This window comes from Kribbella sp. NPDC050820 (assembly GCF_040653975.1).
In the GTDB taxonomy this organism is placed as follows: Bacteria; Actinomycetota; Actinomycetes; order Propionibacteriales; family Kribbellaceae; genus Kribbella.
The window spans coordinates 120,034-145,037 of the sequence record NZ_JBFAHB010000012.1; the positions used below are offsets into that span (position 1 = coordinate 120,034).

The window sequence follows — 25,004 nt, forward strand, 5'->3', positions numbered from 1 at the left end:
CGGGGCGGATACCGGGACAAACGACCGGATCACCCGAACGGTTCAGCGTTCGAGCACCTTTTCAGGATTCAACCGGGAGTTGAGGCTTTGCTGTGAACCGCCTGTGGGTCAGCTGGCAGTGCGAGTGACCGTCTCCACGACCCGCGCGGCCAGCTCGAGGACGGTACGGCGGGTGTCGGACTGCAACTGCTCGCTGTACAGCGGCCACGACTGCGCGATGTGCAGGTCGAACGGCAGCACGACCGGCACCATCCCGCGCTGGCGGAACGCCGCCACCAGCCAGCTCACCGACGCCGGATCGACGTTCTCGACAACGGTGATGACGATGATGCCGCGATTGAGCAGCACGTCCTGGCCGTCCGGCGTGAGCTGGTCGAGCTGCGACAGGCAGTACTCCGCCACGTGCTGCACGGACGGCAGCACCACGACAACGCAGTGGCCGGAGCCGGCCATTTCGCTGCCCACCTCGTCGAAGATGCCGCCTGGGCAGTCGACCACGGCCAGCCCGACGTCCCGCGACCCTTGGCCCTGCGCCTCCGCGAGCGTCGTACGCACGGCGTCGGCGGTGCCCTCGCTGCGCACCAGCGTCACGCGCTCGATCGGACCGGCTCCGACGGACTGCTCCAGCCGCCGGGACAGCTCGGCACCACTCGGGTCGGCGTCGACCGCGACGACGCGGTCGGAGCGCTGCGCGGCCAGCATGGTGGACAGCAATGCGGTGACGGTCGACGTACCGCCGTTGGTGACCGGGCTCAGGACGCCGATCCGGCGCATGATCGCGATCGGCCGGCGGATGGTCGCGATGTTGTCGACGTCGCGCTGCATCCGGCCCGAGGCGCCGACCAGGTACGCCGCTTCGGAGGCGATCCGGCGGAACCGGCGGAAGACCGAGTCCCCTTCCGGCTCGGGCATCGGCGTGCCGATCTGGTCCGACTGCGGAGTCGGTGGCGGCTCCGCCCAGCCTCCGCCGTGCTGCTGTGGCGGCTGCTGGTCGTAGTAGTCCTCGTGCGGCACCTGCCCCGGGTGATGCTGCCCTTGCGGCGGGTACTGCTCGTACGGCGGCTGCTGCTCGTACGGCGGCGGCGCGTACTGCTGCTGGTCGTACGGCCCAGGCTGGTACGGCGGCGGCTGCTGGTACCCCTGCTGCGGATACTGCTCCGGCGGATACCCCTGCTGCGGCGGATAACCCTGCTGAGGCGGGTACGGCGGCGGCGCGTACTGCTCCGGCGGATAGGGCTGCTGCGGCGGGTAGTGCTGGGGCGGATACTGCTGCTCCGGCGAATACTGCGGAGGCGGCTGCTGCGGCGCGTACTGGGGTGGCGGTGGCTGCTGCTCGTACGGCTGAGGTGGGTACTGCTGCGGATACTGCTGGTGGTACTCCGGAGGAGGCGGCGGCGGTGGCTGCTGCCCGTACGGCTGCTGATACGGCCCTTGCTGGTAAGGACCCTGCTGCGGAGGCATTCCCTGCTGCTGCTGCGCCGGCGGCGGGCCGGGCTGCTGCTGCGGATAGCCCTGCTGAGGCGCAGGAGGCATCGCGGCGCCGCCCTGCCCAGCGGGGGCCGGCGGCGGGGCGGGCGGGGTGTCCGGGCGGTCAGGGTCTTCGGCCGGTGGCTGCTCCGCCATCCGGCGCAGCATGTCACCCTGCCAGTTCGATTCAGTCATTCCATCCGGTCGTCAGAACGCGTTCAGCAGGTCGAAGTAGACGCCGAAGACTCCCAGCGCCAGGGGGACCGTCACGATGATCGCCCCGACCTCAAGATAGTCGAGCAGCTGGGTGAGCCGCGCGCGGACATGCTCCGCCGGTGCGAAACTGAGACCGAACGCGCAGAACATCGCCACCAGCACCAGCAGGCCGAGCGCGATGAACGCGCCGCCCTGACCGTTCACCGCCGCGATCAGCACACATCCCGACACGATCGTGAACGCGGCCGCGAACAGTACGGCGACCTCGCTCACCAACGGGTACAGCCGGGACCGCGACGCGAGCAGGAACGCCAGCACCAGCGCAAGCGCGACCGCCCACGCCCCGCCCTGACGCAGCAGCATGATCCCGGCGACCGCGGACGAGATCGCGATCGGCACGACCGCGAGCGCCAGGCCGAGGTGTGCAGCGTTGAGCGCAGCCTGCACGTCACCGCGCATGATCTCCTGACCCGACGCACGCCGGTCGTCCAGGCCGGACAGCCCGGACAAGGCGAGCGCCAGCCGCGGCAGCAGGCCGAGCAGCAGGACGGCCAACAACGCCGCCAACGCGCCGATGCGATGCGCGTCGAGCCCAGTGCCCGCACCGATCATCCAGATCGCCACGAACAAGATCGCCGTTGCACCCGCGACCACACCGCCACCGGCCACGCCGGCGGCCGCGTAGAACATCGGACCGAACGCCAGGCACAGCGCGCCGACCGCGATCGACAGCCCGAGGTTCCAGCCCGCATCCAGCGCCCAGAACGCGGCAGTCAGCGCCAGTACGACGGTCGCCACCGTGACCAGCGGGATCGCGACGACCTTGTTGCCGGACCGGCCGAGGGCGATTCCGACGAAGGCGCAGATCGCCGCCAAGACCAACAGGGCAACGCCAGTTAGCACGTTCGGCGCGGCGACCAGCAGCGAGATCGCGCCCGCAACGACCGAGAACACCAACCCGGCGCCGGCCAGGATCCGCCGGTGCGCGGGCTTGAAGGTCGAGCCGCGGCGCTTGAGGTCCTCGACCGCTTCCTCGGTCACGTCGTACACGGTCGGGGGCGGCGGAAGCTCGCCCTCGGCGGCCAGCCGCAGCACCGAGCCGTCGATGATCTGGGCCGCGGCGAGCGTTCCCTCCGGCGGCACCAGCACACCGGTCGCGGTGGTCAGGAAGCGGCGCTGCGGGGTCTGCTGCAGCGGCTCGTCCAGCATCCGCAGCAGGTCCGGGAGCAGCACGCCGAGCGGCTCGTCAGCAGGCAGTACGGCGTCCAGCCGCCGGCGCTGGCCAATCACCGTCACCCGGCTGTAGGTGCTCATGCCTGCATACTCCTGTTCTGGTCGTTCGTCACCGCTTGCCCGCCAGCGCGTCGGCCGGGATGAGCTTCTTCATCAACGTCGCGTACGTCTCCCAGTCGCGCGGGTTGCGCCCGTCCCCGATCGGGTACCAGACCGCGGGCGCGTGCGCCGGCCCGATCGCCAGCGCCTTGCTGATCCCCTCGACGGTGAGCATCTCGTTGAGGCTCGACGCGCGGACCGCCTCGTTCCCGGCGGCCATCCCGATCGGGCAGGCCATCCCGACGAAGCGCGGCGCGTAGGTGCCGTCGGCTTCGCCGTACGAGCCCATCACCATCGCCGAGATCAGCTCGAAGTCGTCGGCGATCTCGTCGATCCACTCGCCGACCTTGTGCATGCTCGGGAACTCCATCCCGGGCTGGGAGACCGCCAGCGTGACGGTCTCGTCCACGCCGGACTTGGTCCGGCGGGCCTCGAGCGTGCCGACCGACGGCCGGAACTCCGCGCCCGGCTGCCCGGCCAGGATCAGCCAGGTCGGCTCCGGGGCCCGGTCCCGGCAGTACTCGGTCAGCGCCTCCGGGCTCCACGGCTGGGTCACCGGCTCGGACGTCGACCAGCCGGCCGGACCGTTGCCGGTGGCCGCGGTGAACAGTCGCTCGGCGACCCGGCCGAGCATCAGGCTGTCGACAGGCTTGTGCCTGACCCGCACAGTGAACTGCAACTGGCCGAACGGGTCTTCCTGGATCACGAAGTCCGGGTGCAGGTCGGAGCTCTGCTCACCGGGCTTGACCGCCGAGCGGGCGATGAACATGTCGCCGTTCCACTTCAGCCGGACGCCGTTCAGCCCGTCGAAGTACTCGCCGTCCTCCCCGGTGACGACCCACTTCGAGAACGCGCCCTTGAACAGCGTGGACCGGACCGGCCAGGTCAGCTTCGAGCTCCTCGGCGTCACCAGCTGCACGTCCCGCCGGGCCATCTTCGCCGACGTCAGCGCGTCGCTGAGCCAGGCCGACATGCCGATCACCGGGCGGTCCTGCATGACGACGGCGACGTTCTCCGTGATCAGGTCGACGCCCGGGCTGAAGATCAGGTCGTTCGGCATCTCAGTCGGTTCCCTCGCTCGCGGTCTGCGGTGCCTCGTGCTGGGCGGTGCGGACGCCCTCGGAGGTCCAGACCTTGCCGCCCAGCCGGTTGATCAGCGTGGTCGCGTACTGCTCCGCGACCTCGCGCGCGCCGTCCCGCGCGGTCGCCCGGATCTCCACCCACCAGGCCGGTGTGTCCACCACGCCGACCGTCATGCCGAGCATCCGCTCCACCTCGCCCGGCACCTGGATCAGCAGCGGCAGCTCGATCGACACCAGCGGCAGGTTGTCCTCGCCGCACAGCTGGACGACGGCGCCGCCGCTGACCGCTCGGACTCCGAGCTCCTCCCCCGCAGCGGCCAGGCCGGCCAGGACGTCGGCACTCGACGGACGTCCGTCGACGAGTGCGACCAGGTCGTAGGTCATCTGCTTCCTCCGCTGGTGTTGCTGGCGGCCTCGACCGGGTCGGCCATGGCCGTCTGGACCAGTTGCGGTCCGTCGCCGCGTCGTACGAACAAGCCGCGGCCGGGCGGGTAGTCACCCGGGTACGCGCCGGTGAAGAGCTGGCCCTCGCTGCGGTCGCCGGACAGCACCAGGCCGGCCGCTCCGGACTCCATCACCGCGGACAGGAACGGCTCGTACAGCTGCCGCGACGCACCCGAGGCGCGCCGGGTCACGATGAAGTGCAACCGGATGTCCCGGCCGGCCGCGACGTACGGCAGGAACGGGTCCATCGGCGACTGCCCACCCGACGTCAGCAGGTCGTAGTCATCAGCCAGTACGACGATCCGCGGGCCACCCTGACCGGCCTCCGGAATCGCGCCGGAGTCGTCCGGCATCCGCTTCGCGAGCTCCTGCGACACCCCGGCCGCCAGTCCGGCGGCGACCCGTCCGGTCGGCGCGTAGCCACCGACGTACGCCTCCGGCACGAACTCGCGCAGACCGCGCCGCGGGTCCATCACCGCGAACACGAGCTGCTCGGACGCGTGCCGCTCGATCAGCTGCTGTACGACCAGCCGGACCATGTTGGTCTTGCCGGAGCCACTGTCGCCGAACACGACCAGGTTGGTGTCGCGACCGCCCAGGTCCAGGTACACCGGGGCCAGCGCGCGCTCGTCGACCCCGATCGGCACCACGGCCGGCTCGCGGACCTCGTCGGCCACCTGGTCCCGCGGCAGCTGCAGCGGCAGGATCCGGACCTGCGGGGCGCGCGGGCCCTGCCAGGTGGACCGCACCGCCACCGCCTGGGCCTCGAGGATCTCCGACAGGTTGTCGTCGTCGGCGACACCGTCCACCCGGGGCAGCGCGAACTGCGCGTACAGCTTGCTGCCAGGCACCAGCATCCGGCCGGCGCCTGCCTTGCGCAGCACCTCCTGCAGCCGCCGGTCGATGCTCGAGTCCGACGGGTCGTTCAGCCGGAGCTCGAGCATGGTGCCGAACATCGCCTGGTTCTGCATCCGGACGTCGTTCCAGCGCATCATCGACGCCACCACGTGCACGCCGTAGCTGCTGCCCCGCTGCAGGATGTCGGTGATCGGCTCGTCCAGCTCGTCGAACGTGGTCCGGATCGCGCCGAAGTTGTCGATCACCAGGACGACGTCGGCCGTCGGCAGCTCCTGGATCCGGCCCTCCGCGTGGTCCTTGCGCAGGCCCTCCATCGTGTCGATGGCGTGGTTGCGGAACACCCGCTCGCGGTGGTCGATCATCGCGCGGATCTCCTCGACCGTCCGCCGGATCCGCTCCCGGTCGGTGCGCAGCGCGACCCCGCCGACGTGCGGCAGTTCGGACAGCGCCTGCATCCCGCCGCCCGCGAGGTCGAGCGCGTAGATCGCGACCTCCTGCGGGGTGTGGGTGTGTGCCAGCGAGGTGACCAGCGTGCGCAGCGCGGTCGTCTTGCCGGACTGCGGACCGCCGACGATCGCGGCGTGCCCGCCGGCCCGGGTCAGGTCCAGCCGGAAGACCTCCTGGCGCTGGTTCGCCGGGTCGTCGACGACACCGACCGGCGGCTTCATCTGCGGCGCCCGGGCCGCCAGCTGCAGGCCGCGGCCGTCGACGTAGTCCGCCCGGCCGCCGAGCGCGTCCAGCGTGCACGCGGACGGCAGCGGCGGCAGCCAGATCTTCAGCACCTGCTGCGCGGCCCGCCGTACCTGGTCGACGAACACGTTCAGCTCGGTCGGCCCCGTCGTACGCTCCGTCGCCTTCGCCTCGGCGGCCGGCTTGGCCGCCTCCAGCTCCGCCTCGGACAGCTGGTACGGCGTCAGCTCGTGCGGCCGCACGTCCGTGCCCTCGTCCTCGATGACCTCGTCGTTCGGCGGGATGTACGGACCGGACACGTAGGCCGCCCGGAACCGCTGGTAGACGCTCGTGTCGACCTTGAGGAAGCCGAAGCCCGGCAGCGGCGGCAGGTGGAACGCGTCGGTGGTGTCCAGCACCGTCCGGCTCTCCTCCTCGGAGAACGTCCGCAGACCGAGCCGGTAGGACAGGTAGGTCTCCAGACCGCGCAGCTTGCCGGACTCGACCCGCTGGCTGGACAACAGCAGGTGGACACCGATGGACCGGCCGATCCGGCCGATCGACAGGAACAGGTCGATGAAGTCCGGCCGCTCGTTCAGCAACTCGCCGAACTCGTCGATGATCACGAACAGATGCGGCAGCGGCGGCATGTCCGGCTTCTGCCGGCGGTGCAGCCGGTAGTCGGTGATGTTGGCGATGTTGCCGGCGTCCTTCAGCACCTGCTGACGGCGCAGCACCTCGCCTTCCAGGCTCTTGTAGGCCCGCTCGATCAGGCTCGCGTCGTCGCGCAGGTTGGTGATGATGCCGGCCACGTGCGGCACCCGCTCGAACGGCGCGAACGAGGCGCCACCCTTGAAGTCGACCAGGACGAACGAGAGGTCTTCGGGACTGTGGGTGGCCATCAGCGCCATCACCATCGTCCGCAGCACCTCGGACTTGCCGGAACCGGTCGCGCCGACGCACAGGCCGTGCGGGCCCATACCGAGCTGCGCCGACTCCTTCAGGTCCACGAGTACGACGGCGCCGCTGTCGTCGACGCCGAGCGGCACGCGCAGGAACGCCCGGTCCGACCGCGGCTGCCACAGCTGGTGGAAGTCCAGCTTGGCCACGTCGGTGATGCCGATCAGGCCCATGAAGTCGACGTCGTCGCGCTGCCCGTCCTCGTCCAGCGACTCCGCGGACAGCCGCAGCGGCGCCAGCTCCCGGGCGATGCCCTCGGCGATCGGCGCCTCCATCCGGTCCACCTGGCCGCTGGCGGCCATCGGGTACTGGCCGCGCAGGTCCTCGATCCGGACGTCGTCGCCGTACACGGTGATCCGCATGGTCACCGAGCTCGGCTCCTGCAGCCGGTCCGCGACCAGGTGCAGGACGGTGACGCCGAGTTCGCCCGGCACGAGCGAGTCGTCGGCCTGCGGGCGGACCTCGGCGGCGACCTCGCCGTACGTGTCGTGCAGGACGAGCAGCCGGCGGGTCAGCCGGCGGCGGTCCTCGAAGGCCACGGACCCGCGGCGCGACTCGGTCGCCCACTGCACCCGCTCGCTCAGGTCGTCGGAGAGCAGCCGCGACAGCTTGAGCGGAGTCTCCGCGATCCGGCGGAACGGCGTCGGGCCGTTCTTGCGCTCCGCGTCCAGCACGTGCGGCAGCCAGTTCAGCCAGTGCCAGTCCGGCAGCGCGGCCTGCGGGTACGCCGCCGCGATCATGACGTCCTCGGGCGCGTGGAACACCGCGGTCTGCACGAGCAGTGACCGGGCGATCCGGACCACGCCTTCGCGGTCCCCGACGATGCTGACGTTGCCGACGTGGTCCAGCGGGACGGTCAGCGGCATGTCCGGCATCTCGGTGAACCGGCGGACCAGCGCGTTCGCCTCGGCCATCATGAACTGGTCCGGCGGCTCCATCGCGGAACCGCCCTGGCCGACCGTCGCCGGCACCACCGGCACCCGCCCGCTGCCGCACCGCGGCTGCAGGAAGTCACTGTCCGTACGGCGCCGCTCCCACAACCGGGAGACATCCGTCACACAGTCGAGCAACGCGTCCGGCGGCGGGTTCAACTCGAGCGCCTGGGCCCGGGCCTTGCGCTCCTCCTTGGCGAAGTCGTCACGCATCCGCTCGAGGTAGTCCAGGTAGCGGGTGCGCTGGCTCTTGCGGTCCTTGCCGCCCCTGCCGCGGGACGCGAGCATCCCGCCGACCGAGCCGACCAGGGTCAGCCCCAGCATGCCGATCCCGACCATGACCATCGGGCCGGAGCGGCCCATCGTCATCATCGCCACCGAGCCGATGCTGCCCACCATCGGCAGGAGCATCTGCAGCGCGCCGCCGCCACCCCCGCCGCCTCCACCGCCACCGAGGCTCGGCGCGACCTCGATCACGCGCTGCTGCTGCACCCCGGGGGCAGGTGTGCGCCGCGCCGGGCGGTGCACGATCCGGCTTGCCACTAAGGTTTTCCTCCGCTGGACCAGCCCGCGGTTGCGCGGGGGACTTCGTACTTCTTACCGACGGACGTGCGAGACACTGTAGTGGTGGGTGAGGTCATCGAATGACAGGTACAGGCGAGCGCAGCGAGTCTGCAATCAAGCACAGTACGTTTGTGCCTCCTCCGCGCCCGGAGCGAAGCGAGGACGTGGATGAGTGATTCCACCGTGGTCGAAATGATTGCGGAGCTGGCGCCGATCTGGTTGCCGGGCTGCGTGGTGGACGCCACACAGCGCACGGTCGAGGTGGGCTGGGGACGCGGCGCGTTGCAGATGTCCGCGGTGGTGGGCGTCGGCGAGATCGTCGATCGTTGCCTTCAGCTACCACAGGAACGCTGGCCGGAACAGATCGAGGCGTGGCTGCGCGCGGTCGTCGCCGAGGGTGAGCTCGCGACCGAGGAGCACCGGTTCGGCGACGTCGCGGAACGCCAGCGTGCGCTGCTCGTGCAACGCGGCTGGTCGGCGCGGACGGCCGGCCCGGTCGCCGACGCGCTGCTGCCGTTCGGCGACCACTTCGAGGTGGTCGTGTTCGTCCGGACGGGTGACGAGTTGCGGCGGCTGACCGTCGTACGGCGGTCCATGCTGGGGCTCGGGGACCCGGGGGTGCCGTCGCCGGTGCGGCTCACCCTGGCCGAGATCGCCGACCTGGAGCCGCAGCAGCAGGATGGGATCTCGATCCTCAGCCGCGACGGCGACCCGCTGGTGTCGATGGCGATCGTCGACCGGGAAAACCTGTTGCCTCAGGCATCCATAGGCGCGGGCGTGCTGATCGGCGTGCCCCGGTTGAGTACCGTCGCCTACTGCCCCGCCGACGCCGGCCAGGAGCGCGCCGACGCGCTGGCCCGCTGGGTCGCCGAAAGCTACCGCGGCGCCCCGGACCAGTGCTCCCCCGACCTGTTCTGGCTGCAGGGCGACCAGATGGTCCAGGTCCCGGTCACGCTGGCCAAGCCGCCCAGCGCCGTACTCCCAGCCGCGTTGAAACCCCAGCCGCGCCGGACGTGGCTACGCCACCTCTTCGGCCGCTAGGCCCTTCCCGCACGACCGCTGGCGGCTTGTTGCGCGGCTGACGGGTTACAACCCAACAGCGGCCCAACAACCCGCCAACCGCGCGGGACCGGACTACTTCGACGGCGAAGGGCTGACCGGGCCGGAGGTGGTCTGCGTCGGCGCCGGCTGCTGCTTCTCCTTCTCCTTAGCCTGCGCCGACTGGAAGTACGAAACCCCAGCACACCCAGCACAAGCCACCGCACCGATCATCACACTGGCCAGCACCCGACCGGTCTGCTCGTTCAACGTGTTCTTGGCCCGCTCAGCCCCAAACAACCAGGCCTCCCGCAACCGCCGCCGCCGAACCGCCACCGACTCAATAACCTGAGTCCCATACGAACCAGACACTCGCGCTCAGCTCTTCCTGTCAAGCGCGTCCAGCGTCGCCGGGTCTATCGCCAGCGGCTCCAGCTCGGCGCGTTCGGCCACCGACAGTTTCGGGAACGCGCCGTAGCCGATCTCGATGAACCCGTTCGCCTGCGAATAGCCGCCGCCCCGGTCGAACAGGGCCAGCAGCGGCTCGTACGGATCGTCCAGCTCCGGGAACCGCTGCCGGGGCAGGTCGCCGAGAGCCGCCCACCGAACGATCGCGGCGGCATGCTCCGGCCGAATCGGATTGATCCCCGCCGTCGCAGCGTCGATCTCGAGCTTCGCCAACAGCGCCGGATCCACGGAGACCTCCGGATCCAGGGCCCTGGCCAGATCGCCGAACGGCCAGCCTTCCTTGGCTCCCAGGGCTTGCGCCCACTGCGCCGTACGCCGGACGAACTCCCGGATCAACAGGCCACGGGAACGCTGATGCCGGTAGACCGCGTCGTCGTCCCACTGCACGGCGAGGAGGCGCGCGACCATGCGCTCCGCGGCGACCGTGTCGGTCACAATCCCAACCTCTTTCTCGCAATCTCGAGGACCTTGTCCAGGTTCGACAGATCGGACGGTGTCAGACCACCTTCGGGTTTGGTCAGTCCCATCTTCGGCCAGTTGTCCAGCAGGTCGACGTCGGGCCCGGACTGCAATGACCTCGGTGCGACCTCGTGCGGACCTGCGAACTCCTCGTTGACCGCCCGGTACACGCCGAACTCGTCCCAGGGCCCGTCACCGGCCAGGTTATACGGTGCGCCTGCCTCGAGCAGCTTGCCCTCCACGTACTCGTGCGCGATCAGAGACCGCAACTCGTTGACCTGCGCGGGACTCAACTCCTTCCCGTCCATCGCCGCCTTCCACAGCTGACCGATGTGGTCCAGCGGTGTGAAGTACCCGTGCCGAAGCTCGCCCGGAATGTTCGCGACGTCGTGAGTGGTCAGGAAGACGTTCCGCTTCGCCACCTCGACCACGGCAGGATCGACGTCCGCCGCTTCGGCGACCTTCGGTACGTCGTCGGTCGCATTCCGGATGTCGCGGTAGACGTCTTCCCACGCCGCGTCCTCCGGGTAGTTGTTGACGAACTCGTTCTGCTTCGGCGCGTAGACGGGATAGTCGGCATTCGGCCCGGTCCCCATCCGGAGCGGCTGCTCCGCGGGGGTTGGCGGCTCGGCCGAGCCGTACGGATCCGGTTGGCTTCCGTAGGGGTCGGGCTGCGAGCCGTACGGGTCCGGCTGCGGCGCGTGCGCGTCGGGTTGGCCGCCGTAGGGGTCGGGCTGGTTGCGGGGTTGGCCGCCCGGCGCCCGATCCCCAGGCGCACCCTGCCCAGGCACCCGCTCCCCCGGCACATGCTGATCCGGCGTGTGATGCCCGGGAGCGTGCTGGCCCGGCGCGTGCTGCTCAGGTGCACGCAAGTGCCCCGGTGCTTGCGGCTGTTCCGGTGCTCGCGGCTGGCCAGGCGTGTGCGGTTGTTCCGGCGTGTGGCGCGCGTACGGACCGAACTCATCCGGTCGACTCCCCGGCCCAAACGGCTGCCGCGGCACCTCGTACGGCGCCTGCCCCGGCTGCCGCGGGTCATACCCCGGATGCGGACCCGGCTGCCCGGGCTGCTGCCCAGGCTGCCGGTACGGGTCATGCCCCGGCTGACCCGGCTGCCGATACGGATCCGGCTGCCGCGGGTCGTAGCCCGGGTGCTGCCCCGGCTGACCGGGCTGCTGGTACGGGTCGTGGCGTCCAGGCTGCTGGTACGGATCCGGCTGCCGCGGGTCGTACCCAGGCTGACCAGGCTGCTGCCCCGGACGCTGATACGGATCCGGCTGCCGCGGATCGAACGCCGGCTGACCGGGGTGCTGGCCTGGCTGACCGGGCCGCTGATACGGGTCCGGCTGACGCGGGTCATACCCAGGCTGCTGACCCGGCTGCTGGTACGGATTCGGCTGGCGAGGGTCGTAGCCCGGATGCTGTCCCGGCTGTCCCGGGTGTTGTCCGGGCGGCGGGAACTGCTGCGGCTGCCTCGAGTCGTACCCAGGCTGCCCGCCCGGCTGCTGCTCCGGGTACCGATGCGGCGCAGGCATCTCGTACGGCGGCCGCCCCGGCTGACCGGGCTGCTGGTACGGATCCGGCTGCCGCGGGTCATACGCAGGCTGCTGGCCCGGATACTGCCCAGGCTGCTGGCCCGGGTACTGACCAGGCTGGCCCGGCTGCTGCGCTGGGTACTGACCAGGCTGCCGCGGGTCGTACCCAGGCTGCTGCTGCCCAGGTCCGTACGGTTGCTGCCCCTGATGCTGACCCGGACCGAACTGCCCCTGCTGCCCCGGAGCCTGAGACTGCCCCGGCCCGTACGGCTGCCCCTGCTGACCCGGACCATGCGACTGCTGCGGCTGGCCCGGACCGAACGACTGCTCCGGCTGCCTGGGGGCAAACGGATCCACCGGCTGCTGCTGGGGCGGCGCCTGAGACTGCCCAGGACCGTAGGTCTGCTGCGGCGGTCCGTAGTCCGGCTGCTGCGAACCCGGACCGTAGTCAGACTGCTGCGGGCCTGGACCGTAGTCAGGCTGCTGCTGGTGCGGCGCCTGCGACTGCCCAGGACCGTACTGCCCCGGCTGCTGTCCCGTCGGACCGAACTGGCCCCCGGGCTGCTGCCCCGGGTGGTAGCCGCCCTGCTGTCCCGTCGGACCGAACTGGCTCGGCTGCTGACCCTGGAGGTAGCCCGGCGGCGGCTCGTACGACGGGGCCTCAGGCTGGCCCGGGTTGTAGGCGGGCTGCTGCCCCGTCGGACCGAACTGACCAGGCTGCTGGCCGGTGGGACCGAACTGGTTCTGCGCCGGGTTGTTCGGCTCCCAGCGTGGCTGCTGCGTACGCGCCTGCGCGTGGTCCCGCCAGTAGTTGTTCCGCGTGTCCGGCTCGACCACGATCGGATCCATCCGCTGACCCGGCGGTACGTCGACCGGCCCGCCGTGATCGCGGACGTGTACATGCCACGTGTTCGTCTCCCGATCGAACTCCAGCTTCGTCGGGTAGAACGGCGTGTGCGGCGGGTGGATGACCTCGTCGACCCCAAGGGCCTTGTCGCGCAGGAAGGACACGTCCTTGCCGTGCCGGGCGTCGACGTGCATGATCACCCGCGCCGGCGCGAAATCGCCGCCGCTGAAGATTCTCGCGCCGTCGACGTCCTTGTCCGCGTGCGTGAACGCCGGCTCCCGCACGGTGTTCCCCGGCCGGTACCTGTTGAGGAACGCCTGCAGCTCCTCGACGCTGTCGAGCGTGATCCCGCGGTGGATCTCGCCGTGGAAGTCGGGCAGCCGGTTCAGCGCCGACGTCGCCATCCGGACCAGCGGCATCTGCTCGACCCGCGGGTCTCCCTCGCGGAACGCCCGGTTGATGTCCTGGTGCGGCATCCCGAGCATCTCTTCCATCGCGTTCAGCTCGAGGTCGGAGAAGTCGTCGATGCTGTCACCGAGCTGCGCCCGGCCGCGACCACGGTGCTCAGCCATCCTGGCCGTGTCGATCGACCGCAGCGTGTTCCGGTACGCCGCCTCGTCAGCACCGGAGGCCCGGAACCGCCGATCCGCCAACGGCGACCGACTGAACGGCTCCTCCCGCCCATGCGGCGCCGAACCATAACCATCAGACCCCGCACCGTACGGGTCAGCCGTGTCCGACGTGCGACCGTCCGGCGCGTGCAAGTCCGGAGCGTCAGTGTCGGAGGCACGAGACTCCGGCGCACGCCCATCCGGCCCGTGGGCCTCGGGACCACGCGACTCCGGCGCACGCCCATCCGGCGCATGCGTCTCGGAAGTGCGCGAGTCCGGCCCATGCGACTCCGGCGTACGTCCGTCCGGGGTGCGGCCATCCGGTGTACCGGTCTCCGGTGTACGGCCGTCCGGCGTGCGCCCGTCCGGGGTACGCCCGTCCGGGGTACGCCTGTCCGGGGTACGCCCGTCCGGGGTGCGAGAGTCCGGGGTGCGAGAGTCCGGCGCACCGGACTCGGGTCCGCGTGACTCGGGAGCACGAGACTCTGGAGCATTGCTCTCCGGCGTACGCCCATTCGCGGTTCGCCCGTCCGGCGTGCGCCCATCCGGGGTGCGCCCGTCCGGCGTACGCCCATCCGCGGTACGCGCGTCCGGCGTACCCGTCTCCGGTGTACGCCCATCCGGCGTGCGCCCGTCCGGGGTGCGCGAGTCCGGGGTGCGCCCGTTTGGGGTGCGACCGTCTGGGGTGCGACCGTCTGGCGTGCCCGTGTCCGGCATACGCCCATCCGGGGCACGTCCAGTTGGGGTGCTCGGGTTCGGGGTGGGGGAACCGGGGGTGTGGACGTCTGGGGTGCGGTTGGTGCCGAGGGGGGTTTGGGGGCGCATGTACTGGAGCTGCGACGCCGGCGGGGTGTCGGGGGTGCGCGGCGGACCTTCCCAGCGGCCGCCGGGCTCGCGGACGGCGAACTGGATCGAGGTGATGTCGCCGGGGTTGCCGTTCGCGGGGTCGGCGTACGGGTTCCTCGGGTACGGGCTGTGGTGCCCGTCCGGGAACGCGTCCACGATCCTGCCACCGGGCGGCTGCGCGTCGAGGAACTTGACCCGGCCGTGCTGGTCGACGAACGCGTTCAGCACGTGCCCACCGCCAGGGATGTTGGGCATCGAGGATCGCCAGGTGACGAAGATGTTCGCGTGCGTGCCCGGCGGACGGCCGCTCAGCGCGTCGAACACCCGCCGGTAGGCGGCGTTGGTGAAGTCGGCCGGGTCGGCGTTCCAGTCCTGGACGGCCATCCTCTGGTCCGCCGGGAAGTCCTCCAGGTCCATCCACTCGAGGGTGGCTTCCGGGTTCTCGCCGTTGGCGAGCCTCCGCCCGGCGGCCAGGTCCGGGGTGCCGCCGTTCAGGATGTCGGCGACCTTGCGCGAGACGTCCGCGCAGTTCATCCGGTACTGCGGCCCCACCCCGTGGTCCGGGTTGATGTTACCGACCCAGTTCTCGGGGTTCTCGTGCGGCGGGCGGCCGACCGAGTCGCGCAGGTCGCTGCGGCGGGGGTCAGCCGGGTGCGGCTCGATGTACTGGTCCGGGTCGATCTGCGTCCGCGGCTTGCCCGGCTCCGGGCGCAGGTACTCCGGCTTCAGCCGGTCGATCTCGATCTGGCGCGCCAGCGGGGTGTCGTACGTCGGGTCGTTGCCGCCGTCGGGCGCATCCGGTTCCCGCCGTACGGCGTCCGGGTCGAACTCCGGGTCGTAGCCGCGCGGACCGAAGGACTCGTCGCCCGGCCGACGACTGGCCGCCGGCGGACCTGGCCGGAGCAACGCGCTGGGCGTCTGCGCCGGGTCCAGCGTGTGCGGCTGGTTCGGGGTGTTCGGCTGGTTCGGGGTGTTCGGCTGGTTCGGGGTGTTCGGCTGGTTCGGGGTGTTCGGCTGGTTTGGCGTGTTCGGGGTATTCGGCTGGTTCGGCGTGTTCGGGGTGTTCGGCTGGTTCGGCGTGTGCGGGGTGTTCGGAGTGTTGGGGATGTTCGGTGCGTGGCTGGCATGACCTGGTACGCCGGGATGCAGCGGCATGACCGGTGCGACTGCCGGGTCTGCGTTCCGCGCTGCGACCGGGTCGGGCGTGTGCGTGGTCGGCGTGTTCGTCTCCGGTACGCGCGAGGTGTCGGGCGTGTTCGGAGTGCTTGTCTCCGGCGTGCGCGTGGTGCCCGGCGTGTGTGTCTCGGGGGTCCGCGTGGTGCCTGGGGTGTGTGCCTCCGGCGTCCGCGACGTTCCCGGCGTCGTGGTCTCCGGGGTCCGCGACGTCTCCGGAGTGTGCGTCGTCGAGTCCGGCGTCCGCGAGGTCTCCGGGGTGTGCGTCGTCGAGTCCGGCGTCCGGGAGGTCTCGGGCGTGTGCGTCGAGTCCGGCGTCCGGGACGCCTCCGGGGTGTGCGTCGTCGAGTCGGGCGTACGCGACGTGCTCGGCGCATTCGAATCAGGAGCGCGCGATGTGCTGGGCGCGTTCGAGTCGGCGGTCCGCGAGGTGCTCGGGGCGTTCGAATCCGGCGTGCGCGACGTGCTCGGCGCGTTCGAGTCAGGGGTCCGCGAGGTGCTCGGCGCATTCGAATCCGGCGTCCGCGAGGTGCTCGGGGCGCTCGAATCCGGCGTCCGCGACGTGCTCGGGGCGCTCGAGTCGGGCGTGCGCGTCGTACCGGGCGAGGTGGACGAGTCGGGCGTACGTGTAGTGCCCGGCGAGGTGGTCGAATCCGGTGTGCGGGTGCTTGACGACGTCGGAGCGTCCGCGCCGCGGCCGCCGGGGGTCGTCGTGGTCGTGTCGGGGGTGCGCGTGGTCGGGGACGCGGTTGTGTCCGGCGTGGTGGTGCCGGGGGAAGTGGTGTCGGGCGCGCGGTTGGTCGGCGTCGTCGTACCGGGGTCGGAGTGCGAGACAGGCGTCGACGGCGAGTCCGCGCTCGGCGCGTGCGTCGTCGTCGGCGCGTCCACCGAAGGCGTGTCGACCGAAGGAGCGTCCACGGACACGTTCGGCGCGTCGACGCTCGGCGTGTCCACCGACGGTACGTCGATCCTCGGGACGCCCTGCATTTTGAAGGTGTCGCCGACGATCGGGATCTTCGACAGTCCGCCGACCACGTCGCCGACCTTCGGGATCTTCGTCACCGCGCCGAGCGCCATGTCGTGCATGCCGACCCGCATGCTCTGCAGCTTCGAGGCCGCGCCGGCGACCTTCGACACCGCCATGCTCGCGGCGCCGAACTTGCCGGCCATCGCAGCAGTCTTGACCGCGCCCGCAGTACCACCACTGGCGACGGTCGCGACGACGTTGGTGAGGGCCATACCCAGCGCCTTGCCCGGGTTCTTCGCCCACTCGTCCCACGCGACGAAGCCCTTGAACATCTGCTCGCCCATGGTGAGGCCCATCTCGCCCCAGTCCTTCACCCAGTCCGGGCGGGTGTCCTGGCCGGTGAGCTTGTCCATGCCCCACCACGCGAGCTGGATCGGCGCTGTCACTATCTGGCCGACCATGGTGCCGAGGCCGACCCAGGCGTTGCCTGCGTCCTCCCAAGTCGGGATGTCGTACCCGAGGGTGTCCTTCGCCCAGTCCTTCAGGCCCGGGATCATGCCGAGCAGCGGCAGCACCGGAATCAGCGTCAGGAGGCCCTCGATCGTCTCGCCGACGACCGTGGCCACGCCGACGACGAAGTCGACCGGGAACTCGACGATGTCCTGCCACAGCGGCTTGTCCCGCTCTTCCGGCGTACCCCACGCGGGCTCCGGCGGGTCGCCTTCCTCTTCCTTCGGCTCCGGCGGCTTCTCGCCTTCGCGGACGCCGGTCTCCGGGTCCCAGGTCTTGCCGCCGTGCAGCTTGACGATCTCGTTGGCCGCGGTGAAGCAGAGGTCGGGCAGTTCCTCCTGGACGATCCGGGTGACGTCACCAACCATCCGGTTGTTGTCGTCGATCATGTCCTGGTCGTTCTGCCACTCCGGGTTCCGGTTCTTCCGGCGGTGCCACTCGTAGGCCTCTTCCCGGATGTCCTTCAGCGTCCCCAGCCGGCTGCGCACCGCGTCGGCGAGGGTGTCCAGGTGCCCGGAGATCTTCGGCAGGCTCGGGCCGAACTCGGTGAGGTTGGTCTGGATCTTCTTCGTCGAGCTGACCAGCAGCTCCCGCTCCGGCGCGTGGTACACGCCGTTCAGCCGCTGGAAGGTGTTGTGCACACCGTTGCCGACGTCGGTGAAACCCTGCCCGAGACCGCCCAGCTTCGACACGTTCCGGTCGAGGGCCGAGACCACTTTGTCGAGCTCTGTGATCGGGATGCCTTCGGGTTTGATCATGTCAGGTTCAGTCCTCGGTCAGACACGGGATCAACGATTGCTGCTGGTACGGCGGACGGCCGTGATCACGACTGCGGGCGGGCCTCGGCCATCGCCTGCTCGATCGTCTTCTCGCTCGGCGCGAACGAACTGATGCCGTGGTCGGCCACCAGGAACATCAGGTTCGCGTAGCCCGGCGGAACGAAGACGAGATACTCCTGGACCTGGTACGCCGCCCAGTCCGCCAGCTCCTCGGCCGTCGCACCCAGCTCCGGCGACGGCGCCTCGGCCGTCAGCCACTCCGCGAGCCGCACCCGGCCGGCCTGTGCGACCTCCGGCGGCGCGACTGCCGCTTCCTGCTCGCTCATACGGCCTTGTTCCTTCCGGTCGGCTGCGGCTGCGGGTTCCCGCCGGGCGGGTTGGGGACCTCACCCTTCGATGCGTTCCGCTGGGCGTTCAGGACCATCTCCTCCTGGCCGTCCATGTAGGCCTGGAGCGCGTTCTGGGCGCCGGTCAGCGAGGCGCCGACCTGCTTCGCGGCGGCCTCCAGCGTCGGCTGCCAGTGCTGGCCGTACTCGCTGAGGGCGACCGCGACGATGGTGAAGGTCTCGTAGTTGAGGCCCTCCATGATCGCGCCCAGCTGCTCGCCGTACGACTTCGCCAGCCCGTCGAACGGCTCCGCCTCGGTCACCGTGTCGGTGAGGACCTTGCTCGCTCCCGCGACGTCGATGTCCCAGTCCACTGTCACTCCTCAGATCTGCCGGACCCTGCCCACAACAAGCCCGGACGCGCCCCGCCGAGCGGGGAACGTCCAGGGCGGGTGATGCTGTGCGGTACGGCGGTCAGCCGCCGATACCGTCGACCGCGGCCGACGCCTTCTTCAGGGTCGCGGCGGCGGTCGAGTCGTTCTGCGCCAGCGTGTCCTTCAGCGACTGGATGATCGCCAGGGTCTGGTCGGCCGCCTTGTTGAAGCGGTCCTCGACGCCACGGTAGTTCTCGGTCACGCCGCTGGCCGAGGCGTCCGACAGGGCCGCGGTCACGTTCTGCTTGTGGGTCGCGATCAGGCCTGAGATCTGGCCGGAGAGGCTGTTGATCTTCGACTGCACCTCGCCCGAGGCCGCGGTGTCGTAGCTGTTGCGGTTTGCCATCGTCGATTCCTCTCTCAGCGCTTGCCGAACTTGGCGGCGTTGAAGTCGGCCGCACCCTGGTTCTTCTTCGCGGTGTCGGCCATCTCGCTGTCACCGGTGCGGAAGGCGGTGTCCATCCCGGACTGACCCTGGTTGATGGCGGCGAGCCCGGCGTTCAGGTCGGCGGCGATGCCGTCCACGTTCGCCTTGAACGCGTCGAACATCTGCTTGCCGGCGCCGCTCATCTTGCCTTCCAGCGGCTGCGCGGCGGCGACCAGCTGCTTCACCAGCCCACCGAGGTCCTGGGTTCCGGTCGTGGTCTTCTTGGCCAACTGGCTCAGGGTGTCCTGGCCCATGTCCCAGCGTCCGGTCACAATCTCTCCTTCGAAGTGTGGTTGCGCCGCAACGAAACCTTAGTCGCAGCTATGGGTCATCCTGGTGCCGCCCGCCGCCTGGCCGAGCCTTTCGAGCAGGATCGAAAGGTCCGTGTGACGGACCTGTGAGGGTTGCCTCAATCAACCTGTTCGGGCAACGCAGGCCAGCCCCCAGCCGGCCGGCTGGGGGCTGGTGCACGACGAGATCACTCGTCCCGCTCCGCCAGGTCCGGGACCCAGTCGCGCCACTCGTGGGCGTCTGCTGCGTCCATCGTCGTACCGGCAGGGAATTCGTGGACGCCCCGGCCCGGAACGTAGGCGACGACCAGCCCACCGAGGTCATGGCAGAGCAGCATCGGCGTCTGCGGGCGCGCTTCCACCAGCCGGCCGAACACCAGCCGCGCCTCCCGCGCCTGTACCACCTCGTCCCGGCCCAGCCAGATGTCGACCTCGATCGGATAGCCGCTCGATCGCCTGGACGTCGTCCGGCTCCGGGTCCTGTTCGACGTGGTAGTTCGGCTCGATCGCAAAGCCTGGTCCCCGAGCGCCTGGTGGTGAAGCGCGGGATCGAAACCCGGCTTGTTGCTCACACCGAAGCTGCTGTCACCCGCCCGCCAACCCTGCCCACCGAACTGAGGCTGCGGCTGACCGCCGTACTCCGGCTGCGACGGCTGACCGCCGTACTGCGGTGGTGAGGCCTGACCGCCCTACTACGGCGGTGGTGGCGGCTGGTGACCCGGCGGATTCGGGCGCTGACGTTGTTGGCGCCTTCGAACGAACCGCGGCTGCGGCGGCTGCCACGGCTGCGGCTGGGACGGCGATGAACCTCCGGCGAACGGATCGCGCGGCGTCTGCGGGATCGGCGGGGTCTGGGACGTGACCGGCGGACGGATCGCATCCTGCTGCTCGCGGTAGAACGCGCGCCCGGGGTCCAGGCCCGGGACCGTCGGCAACGGCGGCCAGCCGCTGGGTGGCGGCTCCGGCGGTCCGCCGTGGTCACGGAGCCTGACGTGGAGCTTGCCCTTGTCGTACCACATCTCCGTGGAATGGAACGTGGTGTGCGGCGGGTGCATCACCTCCTGGAAGCCGTCGCGCAGGAAGCTCAGGTCCTTGCCGTGCCGAGCGTCGATCTCCAGTAGCACGTTGTACCCGCGGCCGCCGTCCGCAGTCTCGGCGTCCCCGAAGGCGCCGTCCGGCGTCTTGGCCGAGTGCTGGAAGGCCGGCTCGCGAACGGTGGAGCCGGGCCTGTACCGCTCCACGAACGCCTGCAGGTCGTCGATCGCGAGCCCGCGGTGCAGGGTCCCCGCGACGTCAGGCATCTTGTTCATCGCGGACACCGCCAAACGGACCGTCGGGTCGCGCTCGATCCTGAAGTCGCCCGCGCGATAGGCACAGTTGATGTGCTGGTGGTCGATGGTCAGCAACTTCTCGAGGGCGCGGATGTCAGCGTCTCTGAGGTTGTCAACATTGGAGCTCGGCTGCAGCCGGCCACGTCGCCGAAGCTCCTCAATCCGGCCTGGTTGGTAGCCGCCGTCCCGGCGCAGGAACTCGGCCTCGTCGTACCTCGACGCCTGGAACCTCCGATCCGCCAACTCCGGCTCCCCGCGCATGGCGGGCGCGGCCGGACGCTCGCCGGCGCGGACCCCGTCCTGCGGGACCGAATGCGTCGAATCCGAACCTGTCCGCCGCTTGAACCAGTCACCCAAACCGCCGTACGGATCACCAGACCCCGGTGACCCCGCCTCCGCCACACGCGAGTCAGGCGTGCCAGGCACCGAAGCGTTCGGATCCTGTGCGTGGGGGGCCTGGGTGTGGGGTGCGTTGGCGCGGTGCGGGTGCGGGCGCGGGATCTGCGACTGGGACGCGGGCGGGGTGTCCGGCGTACGCGGGACACCCTCCCATTCACCGCCCGGCTCCCGGACGGCGAACTTGATCGAGGTGATGTCGATCGGCTCACGCCTCGTACCGCCGCCCGGAATCGGCCAGTCGACCCAGTAGGGATTCGCTGGGTCCGGCCCCGTGTGCCCGTCCGGGTACGCGTCCACGAGCTTGCCGCCATCCGGCTGTATATCGAGGAAATTGACCCGGCCGCTGTCATCGACGAACGCATTGAAGACGTGCGCACCACCCGGGATGTTGGGCTTGGTGCCTCGCCAGGTGACGAAGATGTCCGCGTGTGTGCCCGGCGGCCGGCCGTTCAGCGCGTCGAACACCCGGCGGTACGCGGCGTCGGTGAAGTCGGCAGGGTTCTTCGGCTCCGGGTACGCCCACATCTTGTGCTCCGGCTTGAAGTCCGCCAGGTCCATCCACTCCAGCGTGGTGTCGGGCTGCTCGCCACTTCTGAACCGGTTGCCGGCCGCCAGTCGCGGATTCTTCCCGTAAAGGATGTCGCAGGCGATCCGCCCGGTCTCCGGGCAGTTCATCTCGTAGTGCTTGCTCTTGCCGAAGTCCGGGTTCACCCTTCCCATCCATTCGGGGACGTTGCTGTGCGGCGGGTCACCGATCGAGTCGGCCAGCTCGCCGGCCCGCGGATCCTTGAGGTCCGCCGGGATGTGGCTGAACGGGTCGACCTCCGGCCGGGGCTTGCCGGGCTCCGGACGCAGGTAGTCCGGCTTCAGCTTGTCGAGCTCGACCTGCCGGGTCAGCGGGTCGTCCCACTTCGGGTCGTTCGCGGCGTCGATGTGCGTGTACGGCTCGCGTTGTGGACGCATCGGGTCGTTGCGCTGCCACGCCGGGGTGTTCGGGTCCGGTCCGCGCACCGGACCGCGCGGGTCGCTGCGCTCCCACGGTGGCTTGTAGTCCGATCCAGCGCGGTCGCCGCCGCGCGGAGTGCCGTCGGCCGGTGCGTCCACCTGGCCCGGCTGGTTCGGCGTGCCGGTCCGGCCCGGGGTGCTCGGTGTGTGCGGTGCACCGGCATGGCTTGGTACGCCGGGATGCATAGGCATGACCGGTGCCACGACGGGATCCTCAGTCCTGCCCGCCTGCGGCTGCGACGAGTGCTCGGGCGTCCGCTCACCCGGAGTGCTCTCCGACGTACGCCACCCAACCGGCGCGTTGGATCTACCCGTCTCCGGCGTACGCGACGTCTCGGGTGTGCCCGTCGACTCAGGCGTACGCGACGTCTCAGGCGTACGCGACGTCTCAGGCGTGCCCGACGTCTCAGGCGTGCGGGTCGACTCCGGTGTGTTCGACGTCTCCCGTGTACGCGACGACTCCGGTGTGCGGGTCGACTCTGGCGCATGCGATGTCTCGGGCGTGCGCGTCGACTCCTGCGTGCGCGAGGTGTCCGGCGAGCGAGTCGTGTCGGGGGCGCGTGAGGTGTCAGGCGTGCGCGAGGTGTCGGGTGTGCGTGAGGTGTCCGGCGTACGTGATGTGTCTGGTGTGCGTGGGGTGTCCGGCGTACGTGATGTGTCAGGCGTTGGCGAGGTGTCGGATGTGCGGGGGGTGGTTGAGGGCGGGGGTGAGCTTGGTGTGTGGGTGCCCGGGGTTGGGGGCGCGTCCGGGGCGTGGGGGCTCGGCCACGTCGTGCCGGGAGCTACGGGCGAAGCGGGTGTGGTGGTGTCGGGGTCTGGGTGGGTGACCGGGTCGATGTGTGAGGCCGGCGGGACGTTCACGCTTGGGGTGTCGACCGGCGGGTTGGCTGTCGTGACGTCGGTCGAGTCCGTCCACGAGGTGTCCACGGACGACGTGTCCACGGACGACGTGTCGAAGGACGACGTGTCGGTCGTGGCGTCGGATGAGTCGAACGAGGTTGACGAGGTCGTCGAGGTCGAGTCGGTGAGGTCGGGCGCGTTGGCTGAGACGTCTACCGGCTGAACGCCCTCGAACCTGAAGGTGTCGCCGATGACCGGGATCTTGGACAGCCCGGAGACCACTTCGCTGACCTTCGGGATCCTCATCGCCGCGGCCAGCGCTGCGTCGTGCATGGTGATCCGCACGCTTTGCACCTTCGAGGCCACGCCGGCGACCCTCGCCACCGTGCTGCTCAGCATGCCGAACCTGCCCGCCATCGCGGCGCCCCTGATCGCGCCGGCCGAGCCGCCGGAGAAGACGGTGGCGACGATGTTCGTGGTCACCATCCCCAAGGCCTTGGCCGGGTTCTCCTTCCATTCGTCCCAGGCGAGGAAGCCCTCGATCATCTGGTCACCCATGGTCAGGCCCGTCTCGCTCCACTCCTTGAGCCAGTCGGGCCGCTCGATGCCGAAGAGTTCCTCCTGGCCCCAGGCGAGGAGCTGGCCCGGAGCCGACGCGAGTTGCCCGACGAAGATTCCCAAGCCCTTCCAGGCGTTCCCCGCGTCCTCCCAGGTCGGTATGTCGTAGTTCAGGGTGTCCTTCGCCCAGTCCCGCAACCGGTCGTTCTCGCCCAGCAACGGGAGCACCGGCACCAGGGTCAGGACGCTCTCGACCGTCTCGGCGACGACGGTGAGGACGCCCTGGCAGAAGTAGCCCGGGGCCATGAGGGTGTCCGCCCACCACGGATAATCCACATCCTCTGCGGTCCCCCACGGCGGGTCCTCCGGTTCCGGGGCGTCCTCCGGTGGTGGGGGTGGCTCCTCGTCTTCGCGTAGGCCGGTCTCCGGGTCCCAGGTGTCGCCGCCGTGTAGCTTGACGATCTCGTTGGCGGCGGTGAAGCAGATCTCCGGGAGTCGCTCCGTCATGATCGCGTCGACGAACCCGACCAGCATGTTGCATTCGTCCACCATGGCCTGATCGCTCTGCCACTCCGGGTCAGCGTCCTTCCGGCGCTCCCAGTCGTAGGCATCTTCCTGGATGGTCCCGAGAAAGGACGCCAAGGCGCGCATCTCCCCGGCGAGGGTCACCAGATGCCCCGCCATCGCCGGCAGACTCGGGCCGAACTCGTCGAGGTTCGTCTTGATCTTCAGCGTCGAGCCGACCAGCAGCTCCCGCTCGGGGGCTTCGTACACCGCGTTCAGCCCCTGGAACGTGCTGTGGATGTCGTTGCCCAGGTCGGTGAACGGCTCGCCGAGCCGGCTCAGCTCCGAGACGTGCTCCTCGAGGGCAGAGGCCACCAGGCTCAGTTCCTCGACCGGGATGCCTTCCGGATGAATCATGTCAGTTCAGCCATTGCTCGTTCGAGGGTTTGCTCGCTCGGCGCGAACGACCTGATGCCGTGATCGGCCACCAGGAACAGCAGGTTCGCGTAGCCGGGTGGAACGAGGACGACGCACTCCCCTGCGTGGTACGCCGTCCACGCCGCCAGCTCCGCGGCCGTGGTGCCCAACTCAGGGAGTGGCGCCTGGGCGGTCAGCCACTCGGCGAGCCGCACCCGCGCGGCCTGGGCAACCTCTTCCGGCACCACGGCCGGCTGCTGATCGGTCATACCGCGACGTCGCCGCCGTGAGTCGTCGGCATCTCGGCCGTCGGGTCCGGGATGTAGCCGTTCGCAGCGTTCCGCTGGGCGTTCATGACCATCTCTTCCTGCCCGTTCAGGTAGGCCTCGAGGGCGTTCTGCAGACCGGTCAATGAGGCGGTGACCTGCGTCGCCGCATCCTCCAGGGTCGGCGCCCAATGCGCGGAGTACTCGCCGATGGCCGCCGAGACGACGTTGAGGCAACCCAGCGCCGCCGTGTCCCCCGCCAGAACGCCTTGACCGCCGCGTGCGCCAGCCCGCCGAGCGCCGGAATCCACGACCAGGTAGGTCGTTCCCAGCATCAGAGCTTCCAGCGCCTCGCCGTACGTCGTCAGTAGTTCGTTGAACGGCTCCGCAGCGGTCGCCGTGTCGATGAGCACCTGCCCCGTGCCTTCGACGTCGATGTCCCAGCCCACTGCG

The 25,004-nt window shown here is 70.1% G+C and carries 17 protein-coding genes; 1 reads left to right on the forward strand and 16 read right to left on the reverse strand.

Annotated elements, in window-relative coordinates:
* Positions 1–108: 108 nt before the first annotated feature.
* Genes AB0H36_RS13940 through eccCa form a run of 5 tightly spaced genes read right to left on the reverse strand, consistent with a single transcriptional unit; the run spans position 109 to position 8,503 of the window.
* Positions 109–1,662, reverse strand: a complete 1,554-nt coding sequence (locus tag AB0H36_RS13940) for a hypothetical protein (RefSeq protein WP_360521465.1) — start codon at positions 1,660–1,662, stop codon at positions 109–111.
* Positions 1,663–1,674: 12 nt separating this feature from the next.
* Positions 1,675–2,997, reverse strand: a complete 1,323-nt coding sequence (eccD, locus tag AB0H36_RS13945; RefSeq protein WP_360521468.1) for a type VII secretion integral membrane protein EccD — start codon at positions 2,995–2,997, stop codon at positions 1,675–1,677.
* 28 nt (positions 2,998–3,025) lie between these two features.
* Positions 3,026–4,075, reverse strand: a complete 1,050-nt coding sequence (locus AB0H36_RS13950) for a DUF6177 family protein (protein WP_360521471.1) — start codon at positions 4,073–4,075, stop codon at positions 3,026–3,028.
* A 1-nt stretch (position 4,076) separates the two neighbouring features.
* On the reverse strand, positions 4,077–4,481 hold the full coding sequence (locus tag AB0H36_RS13955) for a hypothetical protein (protein ID WP_360521473.1): 405 nt from the start codon (positions 4,479–4,481) through the stop codon (positions 4,077–4,079).
* Positions 4,478–8,503: a type VII secretion protein EccCa gene (gene eccCa, locus AB0H36_RS13960; protein ID WP_360521476.1), complete on the reverse strand. Its 4,026-nt coding sequence runs from the start codon at positions 8,501–8,503 to the stop codon at positions 4,478–4,480. Before eccCa ends, AB0H36_RS13955 begins: the two co-directional genes overlap by 4 nt.
* Before the next feature lie 189 nt (positions 8,504–8,692).
* On the opposite strand from eccCa, the gene AB0H36_RS13965 reads away from it, so the two are divergent.
* Positions 8,693–9,565, forward strand: a complete 873-nt coding sequence (locus AB0H36_RS13965) for a hypothetical protein (RefSeq protein WP_360521478.1) — start codon at positions 8,693–8,695, stop codon at positions 9,563–9,565.
* 93 nt (positions 9,566–9,658) lie between these two features.
* Here the strand turns inward: AB0H36_RS13965 and AB0H36_RS13970 are convergent, their stop codons facing one another.
* From AB0H36_RS13970 to AB0H36_RS14020, 11 genes are all read right to left on the reverse strand, one after another.
* A complete protein-coding gene (locus AB0H36_RS13970) occupies positions 9,659–9,898 on the reverse strand; it encodes a hypothetical protein (protein ID WP_360521481.1) in 240 nt (79 codons plus the stop codon).
* 42 nt (positions 9,899–9,940) lie between these two features.
* Positions 9,941–10,465 (reverse strand): hypothetical protein, encoded by a 525-nt coding sequence (locus tag AB0H36_RS13975; RefSeq protein ID WP_360521484.1) that lies wholly within the window; start codon positions 10,463–10,465, stop codon positions 9,941–9,943.
* Positions 10,462–17,733, reverse strand: coding sequence for a toxin glutamine deamidase domain-containing protein (locus tag AB0H36_RS13980; RefSeq protein WP_360521487.1), 7,272 nt, complete (start codon positions 17,731–17,733; stop codon positions 10,462–10,464). The genes AB0H36_RS13975 and AB0H36_RS13980 overlap by 4 nt, the downstream gene beginning before the upstream one ends.
* Before the next feature lie 65 nt (positions 17,734–17,798).
* Positions 17,799–18,080, reverse strand: a complete 282-nt coding sequence (locus AB0H36_RS13985; protein ID WP_360521490.1) for a hypothetical protein — start codon at positions 18,078–18,080, stop codon at positions 17,799–17,801.
* Entirely contained in the window at positions 18,077–18,454 is a 378-nt protein-coding gene (locus AB0H36_RS13990; protein ID WP_360521493.1) for a DUF6507 family protein, read from the reverse strand. The genes AB0H36_RS13985 and AB0H36_RS13990 overlap by 4 nt, the downstream gene beginning before the upstream one ends.
* 100 nt (positions 18,455–18,554) lie before the next feature.
* Positions 18,555–18,860 (reverse strand): pore-forming ESAT-6 family protein, encoded by a 306-nt coding sequence (locus tag AB0H36_RS13995; protein WP_360521496.1) that lies wholly within the window; start codon positions 18,858–18,860, stop codon positions 18,555–18,557.
* 14 nt (positions 18,861–18,874) lie between these two features.
* Complete coding sequence (locus AB0H36_RS14000; protein WP_360521499.1) at positions 18,875–19,213, reverse strand: hypothetical protein; 339 nt, start codon at positions 19,211–19,213, stop codon at positions 18,875–18,877.
* 206 nt (positions 19,214–19,419) lie between these two features.
* Positions 19,420–19,803, reverse strand: coding sequence for a hypothetical protein (locus tag AB0H36_RS14005; RefSeq protein WP_360521502.1), 384 nt, complete (start codon positions 19,801–19,803; stop codon positions 19,420–19,422).
* A gap of 120 nt (positions 19,804–19,923) precedes the next feature.
* Positions 19,924–24,285: a toxin glutamine deamidase domain-containing protein gene (locus AB0H36_RS14010; RefSeq protein ID WP_360521505.1), complete on the reverse strand. Its 4,362-nt coding sequence runs from the start codon at positions 24,283–24,285 to the stop codon at positions 19,924–19,926.
* Positions 24,282–24,554: a hypothetical protein gene (locus AB0H36_RS14015; RefSeq protein ID WP_360521508.1), complete on the reverse strand. Its 273-nt coding sequence runs from the start codon at positions 24,552–24,554 to the stop codon at positions 24,282–24,284. Before AB0H36_RS14015 ends, AB0H36_RS14010 begins: the two co-directional genes overlap by 4 nt.
* Positions 24,551–25,000 carry a DUF6507 family protein gene (locus AB0H36_RS14020; RefSeq protein ID WP_360521511.1) on the reverse strand — a complete coding sequence of 150 codons (450 nt, stop codon included), beginning with the start codon at positions 24,998–25,000 and terminating at the stop codon, positions 24,551–24,553. Before AB0H36_RS14020 ends, AB0H36_RS14015 begins: the two co-directional genes overlap by 4 nt.
* Positions 25,001–25,004 lie beyond the last annotated feature (4 nt).